General features: G+C 36.2%; 6 protein-coding genes. 2 read left to right on the top strand and 4 right to left on the bottom strand.

Annotated elements, in window-relative coordinates:
- Together AB1471_RS15650 and gltS are read left to right on the top strand one after the other, a co-directional pair.
- On the top strand, positions 1–140 hold a 140-nt coding region (locus AB1471_RS15650; protein WP_437342375.1), incomplete at its 5' end, for an FCD domain-containing protein.
- Positions 141–804: 664 nt separating this feature from the next.
- Positions 805–2,004: a sodium/glutamate symporter gene (gltS, locus tag AB1471_RS15645; protein WP_367780701.1), complete on the top strand. Its 1,200-nt coding sequence runs from the start codon at positions 805–807 to the stop codon at positions 2,002–2,004.
- Positions 2,005–2,383: 379 nt separating this feature from the next.
- On the opposite strand, the gene AB1471_RS15640 is transcribed toward gltS, so the two are convergent.
- The 4 genes from AB1471_RS15640 to AB1471_RS15625 all read right to left on the bottom strand — a co-directional run bounded on the left by AB1471_RS15640 (position 2,384) and on the right by AB1471_RS15625 (position 6,822).
- On the bottom strand, positions 2,384–3,250 hold the full coding sequence (locus AB1471_RS15640) for a GIY-YIG nuclease family protein (RefSeq protein ID WP_367780700.1): 867 nt from the start codon (positions 3,248–3,250) through the stop codon (positions 2,384–2,386).
- 229 nt (positions 3,251–3,479) lie between these two features.
- A complete protein-coding gene (locus tag AB1471_RS15635; RefSeq protein ID WP_367780699.1) occupies positions 3,480–4,667 on the bottom strand; it encodes a restriction endonuclease subunit S in 1,188 nt (395 codons plus the stop codon).
- A gap of 2 nt (positions 4,668–4,669) precedes the next feature.
- Positions 4,670–6,223: a type I restriction-modification system subunit M gene (locus AB1471_RS15630; RefSeq protein WP_367780698.1), complete on the bottom strand. Its 1,554-nt coding sequence runs from the start codon at positions 6,221–6,223 to the stop codon at positions 4,670–4,672.
- Positions 6,220–6,822: a restriction endonuclease subunit S domain-containing protein gene (locus tag AB1471_RS15625; RefSeq protein WP_367780697.1), complete on the bottom strand. Its 603-nt coding sequence runs from the start codon at positions 6,820–6,822 to the stop codon at positions 6,220–6,222. The genes AB1471_RS15630 and AB1471_RS15625 overlap by 4 nt, the downstream gene beginning before the upstream one ends.
- Positions 6,823–6,891 lie beyond the last annotated feature (69 nt).

Below are 6,891 nucleotides of genomic sequence, written 5' to 3'. Positions count from 1 at the left end.
TCTATCATAAGCGTCCTTTTTTAATCGATGAGCACCAAGAGATTTACGATGCCATCAAGCAACGGGATGCTGATAAAGCTGAAAAACTGATGCCAGAGCATTTACAAGCCGATTTAGATTTCTCGATTCATGTTTTGTAAAAAAAGCGTTGAGCTCGTCATCGAGGGCTCAACGTTTTTTGTGTTTTTCAAACAATTGTTACACCTTCCCCTTCTCCAATCCAAAATTAAATATTTGGTTATATTCCAATATATAATAAATGTATAACACCTTTGTCTTTTTTATTAAGTAGTGAACAGAGGGTGATAATAAAACATGTTCTTCTTCATAAATTGGTGGTCTCGATATCTTTGGTGGAAATAAATTGATTTGTTTGGAGAAAATGATCATCTAAATATTTAAATATATTAAAATAATATAAAAATTTACACTAATTCGCTATTTGTATATTGGAATTATTGTTAATATTTTTAAATAAATTCAGAATAAATTAAAAAATGATGTTGTTGATTTAATCTAATTATTTTCTAATGTTCAAACCACTTCATTAGCTTTTGACCCCTAGATATAAGGCATTTTTGTCATTTTTTAAGCTGATTTTTTCTACAGTGTAATAATACGAGCCCTTTTAACTTCCACTTCCTAATCTTCTAAATCTTCATATTATACTATTTATAAATAAAAATCCCTAAAATTCTATATTTATTTCTAAAACTTCACTATAATTGTTATGGTAAATAAAATATTCTATAAATATTAATACATAAAAATTTATAGAGAACTATTAGCATACGGAGGTTAGACATGACATTAGAAATCAATCAGATAACTACTTTATTTTTGGCTGTCGCTGTATTTATAATCGGATCTTATCTCAATAAAAAGATACCGCTTTTAAACAAATATTGTATTCCCGCTCCTGTCGTGGGAGGGCTGTTATTTGCTTTCACTGTCACGGCATTAAAAGGCTTTGATCTCTTAACCATTACGTTGGACACATCACTACAAGAATTATTCATGATCGCATTTTTCACGACAGTTGGACTAGGCGCAAGTTTCACCCTTCTTAAACTTGGAGGGAAGCTTCTTATCATTTATTGGCTTGCCAGTATCGTCTTGGCTATCGTACAAAGTGTTATTGGTATATCTTTTGCATCATTATTAAACTTGGATCCATTAATCGGAGTAATGTTAGGTACTGCTTCGATGGAAGGTGGGCATGGAACGGCTACTGCATTTGGTACAACCCTAGAGGGAATGGGGGTTGAAGGTGCGCTCTCTGTCGGTTTGGCAGCCGCAACGGTTGGACTGATCGCTGGGGGTGTAATCGGTGGGCCTATCGTTAAGTATTTAGTAACTAAATACGATTTAAAACCAAAAGAGTCTGACAAGGAAGATAACTCTTCGATCGTAGACGAACTCACTGGTTCTTCTGCTATCACTTCAAACACGTTTATGATTCAAGTGTTGATCATTTCATTTTGCATGGCTATAGGTTCGTATTTAGGAGAGTTTTTTACAAATCTAACAGGATTTGGACTACCAAGCTATGTAAGTGCGATGTTTGTAGCAGTAATCGTCAGAAATATTATCGATCTATACAATAAAGAAATGATACAAATGAAATCTATTGGCTTAATCAGCGATGTTACTTTAAGTATCTTCCTGTCCATGGCGCTCATGAGTATCAAGTTATGGGAAGTTGCAAACCTTGCACTTCCATTGTTAATCGTTGTTTTGGTACAAGTACTATTTATTGCGTTGTTTACTATCTTTGTCGTATTTAGATTACTCGGGAAAGATTACGATGCAGCAGTAATGTCCGCTGGCTTTACAGGACACGGCTTAGGGGCTACACCAAACGCCATTGCGAATATGGAAGCCGTTACATCAAGATTTGGACCTTCAAAAACAGCTTTCTTGATTGTACCCATAGTCGGATCCTTTTTAATTGATATCATTACCGTACCAATCATCATTACATCTATTAATTTGTTTAGTTAATTCAGCACGCTCTACGTCAGTTTAAATCACGACTGTTTTGTTATTAACAATACCAATCCAAAAAGACACCTATTCTAGTACGATGGTAAGGGACAAATACCATATCATGTACAGGAAAGGTGTCTTCTATAGTTTAGCATCATTTCCAATTCTATTTGCGCTTCATTTTTAAAGAAGAGCACATTCCATCATGGAATCATTCTATTTGGCACCTTAAAAAACATGGTATTCTCTCAACTTTTTGAGGAATGATTGCCTACGTTTTGATGTAATGGATGCTTGATCATGTGAAGAAAAAAGTTAATCGTCCCTTGTTGTTCCAATCTTTTTACAATGCTTCTTGCATCAAACATTTCTATTTGCATGGGGTACGAGAAAATCAATCCCTATAAACACTCTCTACTTCTCTTAATGTCTTACCGTTTTTTAATTTCCATTCTATCAATCCATTGGCGCTTCTCCCCGTGACCATGTCCGCTGCTGTAGAAGGACTAGAGAACACACGGTCTTTCACAAGAATTAATTCATTATCCTTAAAGACTAATTCTTGTTTATCAATTAATGACTGTCTTAGTTTTTTTGAAGACTGCGAGAAAGAATCTACGACAGGATTGGCAAATTTTGAGCCCTTTAAAACGACAAAACCTTCTGATGACCGCACCATTGAAGCGTCACTCCCACGAGCAGATTTAATGTAAAATAACGCTTCATTATTAATATTCCCATCATCTCTATCTACTTCTTCTTCGAAAATCTTATGGCCTAGTGTTCCAATCAATTGCTTACTATTTAACAGGAACTCTTCCATTTCCGCTTGATCTGGTTCAGATATAGATGGTAAGGCAGGAATCGTACTATTCTCTATTTGATAACGTCCTACTTTTTTCGCTAGTTGATAAAAATGATGTTCCAAGTATTTAATATGAGCCTTGTTCAAATTGTCGTCTTTACTCGTTAAGACAATCACTTCATTCCAGAAGTCTTTTTCTTTTAAATGCTGATTCAATCGCTTAAGTACATCCTCTGCTTCTCCTATGTAGGCGGCGTCATTTTGATCTTCATCTTTTCCAAATAAAAAATATACGCCCGTACCGTTTAATTCCGTTCGATCTTTACTTTCACGAACCTTATTGCGAGGGATTTTATAGGCTTTCCCCGTCCAATTTGACAATTCAGCACTCATTCTTCCAGTCGTTTCCCCATCAATCAGGAATAGTTTAATTGTTTTTCTGAAAATAGTAGGCATCCTTTTCCTCCTGAGCTATTAAATTATGTAGTTACAGTACTTTGAAAGACAAATAAAGAGCGGTCACTGACAATAACCACCTATAATCGTTATGTATTTTATTTTAGCATTATAAGGATCAAACCTTTAATGAGGTGATGATAAATCTTACTGTAAAAGGATAGGACTATCTTCGTAAAAATGTCAGTCCCACGGTAAAGCGTTACTTTACCGTGGGACTGACATCGAATTAAACAAACATCTGTTGCATGAAGCCTTTTTTCTCTTCTGTAAGTGCTTTGAGTTTTCCTTCTTCTTTTTCAATTTTATTATCGATCTTTGATAAGAAATCAGCTATTTTTTGTTGTTCTTTTTCTATAGGAACTGTTAATGAAATTTTTTTCAGAATGGAAAAATGTCTTTTATATCCTTCAGAAATAACATTGAAATAACAAAGTGCATAATACAAATACTGTATTGAGTCACTACTTCTCTTATTAATTAGTATCTTGGTTCCATCTGCTCCAATAACAAATGAGGATGTTCTAAATTTCACTATTGTTGTGTGATCACCGTATATTATTGCTGGTCCTTGATTATAAAGCTTATCTTTTCGATCAGTATAACCTACTACAAGTGACTGTCCCTGATCCACTACTTCAAATAACCCCTTATCTTGATATTCAGTTGAAAGTATCTGATAAGACTTTGTAGAAATACTCGTAAATAAATCACTAAACTTATAAGTGCCCCACTCCCCAAACTCCCCACCATCATCATCTCTAAACCGCAACTCACGACTGAATAGTTTCTGCATCATGCCTTTCTTATACTCACGCAACGCTTCGACCTTTTCTTGCTGCTTCTCGATGCGACGATCGAGCAAGCTGAAAAAGTCGGCGATTTTTTGTTGTTCTTTTTCTGCAAGAGTGGGTACCCATAATGAGTAAAAATCATCTTGGTTAATATTAAGTAACCCATCCATACGTGCAGTTGAAGATATAAAACGCCTTAACTGACGATCTGCATACCTTTTTGAAAATAAATATTCATAGAACAATGAATTCATCCCTGTATTTAATTTAAAACTACGATAAACATTCGGAACTAAAGCTTCATCGTAGTTTTTTAGCGAATAGATACATCCGTACGGAAAAGTTTTCGAATTACCCCTATTATATGAAAGTTCTCCTTTTTTTAGCAAGGTATAGTTTTTTAAACTAGTACCAGCAATTACTTTAGAGAAACGGTCAGATTGATTTAAAAAACCTCTACCTGCAGATATTGTTAGTATGGGGATCGCTTCTACTAAATTTGATTTACGTTTAACAGGTTGGGATATATCTTTTAATCTATTTTTACCCCACACAGGAAAATCATTTCCATTATCATCTTTAAACCTTAACTGAGGTATACTACCTTTAATTGTTAAAAGCATACTTATACCCCCAACTCCTGAAAATAAGTCTCTAGCTCCGTTTCAATTTCATCTATCTCATCATCAATCTCTCCCAAACGCTTCTGTACAGCCTTCAAATCAACCGGCTCTTCCTCCTCAAACGTATCCACATAACGAGGAATGTTAAGGTTATAGTCATTTTCACGAATTTCATCTAAGTCTGCAGCGTATGAGTACTTGTCGATTGTTTCTCGATTGATATACGTATTAATGATTTTCTGGACATTTTCGTCTTTCAGTTGGTTCTGGTTTTTTCCTTTTTCAAATTCGTTCGATGCATCAATAAATAATACATTCTCATCTTCTTTACGACACTTTTTAAACACTAAAATACACGTTGGGATTGATGTACCAAAGAAAATATTCGCTGGCAGTCCAATCACCGCATCTAAGTAGTTCTTTTCTTCAATCAAGTATTTACGAATAACCCCTTCAGCTGCGCCACGGAATAAAACGCCGTGTGGTAGAACGACTGCCATCGTCCCGTTGTCGTCTAGCTGATGAATCATGTGTTGAATGAACGCATAGTCGGCTTTTGATTTTGGTGCAAGTTTTCCGTATGCACTGAAGCGTTCGTCATCTAAAAACTTCGGGTCAGCGCTCCATTTCGCACTATATGGAGGATTGGCTACAACGGCTTCGTAACGCATTTCTGAATGTGCTGGTTCTTCCAGTGTATTTTCATTTTGAATGTCAAAGTTTTGATAGGATACGTCATGCAGCAACATATTCATTCGTCCCAAGTTATAAGTCGTCGCCGTTAGTTCTTGTCCATAAAATTTACGTACATTTGCTTCTTTTGCCACACGGAGGAGAAGCGATCCGGACCCACATGTCGGGTCGTATACACTTTTAAGATCTTCTTTACCAACCGTCACGATCTTAGCCAAAATTTTTGATACTTGTTGTGGAGTATAGAACTCCCCTGCTTTCTTCCCAGCGTTCGCGGCGAACTGCGAAATAAGGTATTCATAGGCGTCTCCAAGTACATCAATATCGACATCGTCATGAAGGAATGGAATGTCGTAAATGCTGACCATGATTTTCGCAATTAGACGTGAGCGTGATTTAACGTCGCGTCCGAGTTTTGATGATGAAAGATCCATATCATCAAACAAGTGTTGGAAGTCGTCTTGGCTTTCTGCTCCGAGTGTTGATTCTGTCACCGCATTGATTCCTGTTTGTAACAACTCTACGTCGAAGTGACCGTTTTCTCCCTTTTCAATTTCTTTGATCATGTTAGAGAATAAGTAATCGGGTTCAATAACGTAACCGATTTGTTGGATCAATTCATCAGCTAAAGCCTCCCGCATTTCCTCGTCTTTCCATGACTCCACGTAAGAGATGTCATCCTCTTCTAATAATTTATCCACTCGCGATTCTACTTTCTCTGACAAATATCGATAGAAGATGAGGCTTAGAATATAGTTTTTAAATTCACTTGCTTCCATTTGACCACGAAGATCATTAGCCATTGCCCATAGTTTTTTATGTAATTCTGCTTGATGTTCACGTTGTTTTTCTGATGTTGTCACAAATATTCCTCCATTTTCTCCATTATCTTATGATGAATTAATTGCTCTTCTAAGTTCATTCGTTCTTGTATGAACGTTTTTTTCTTCTTAAATGTATGGGTAATTGCCCCCATTAGCACTTGCGTTTCAACAGGTGGTAGTGATACCTCTATCTCTCGTAGCATCTTAATGGATAACGATGAAACGATTGCCCCTTGTGTACTCAACAGGAGTTGCCTTCTAATAAACGGATGTTCATTAAAATACCACTCCATAAACTTTGCATCAATCGGTTGATGAAAGTCAAGGACGACAAAATTTGAAGGGATGAGTAGCCCTTCATACTGTTTAGGGAGTACAGCAGCTTTTTGGGATAGTAGGTGAACGACGAGGCGATCTTCTGTCGTGAATGTGAGCTTATGAAGTTTATCTTTTTGCACCCAAATGGAAGTTTTCTTATCTTCTCCTAATCGATACGGTAGCCCTAACGTTTGATTAAACTCGCGTAAGGTCAACAGTTTGACTTCTTTCGCATCGACATGATCTTTATTCGTTTCCACCCTTGAAAAGTTCGTCCCTTGTACTACTGTGGCAATCTCTTGAAGATTAATGATTGTCACCTCCGTTTATCATTCACTACTACACATTAGGTGTTATTATTAAAAATATCAATCATTTTTTTTGCTATT

Origin of the sequence: Jeotgalibacillus marinus, from assembly GCF_040801915.1 — a bacterium.
In the GTDB taxonomy this organism is placed as follows: domain Bacteria; phylum Bacillota; class Bacilli; order Bacillales; family Jeotgalibacillaceae; genus Jeotgalibacillus; species Jeotgalibacillus marinus.
This window is presented reverse-complemented; position numbering and strand designations above follow the sequence as displayed.

What these genes read in the sequence shown, in the direction of transcription:
- AB1471_RS15635 (WP_367780699.1), bottom strand. Translation starts at nt 4,667, where the DNA reads ATGCTTTTAACAATTAAAGGTAGTATACCTCAGTTAAGGTTTAAAGAT.
- gltS (WP_367780701.1), top strand. Translation starts at nt 805, where the DNA reads ATGACATTAGAAATCAATCAGATAACTACTTTATTTTTGGCTGTCGCT.
- AB1471_RS15640 (WP_367780700.1), bottom strand. Translation starts at nt 3,250, where the DNA reads ATGCCTACTATTTTCAGAAAAACAATTAAACTATTCCTGATTGATGGG.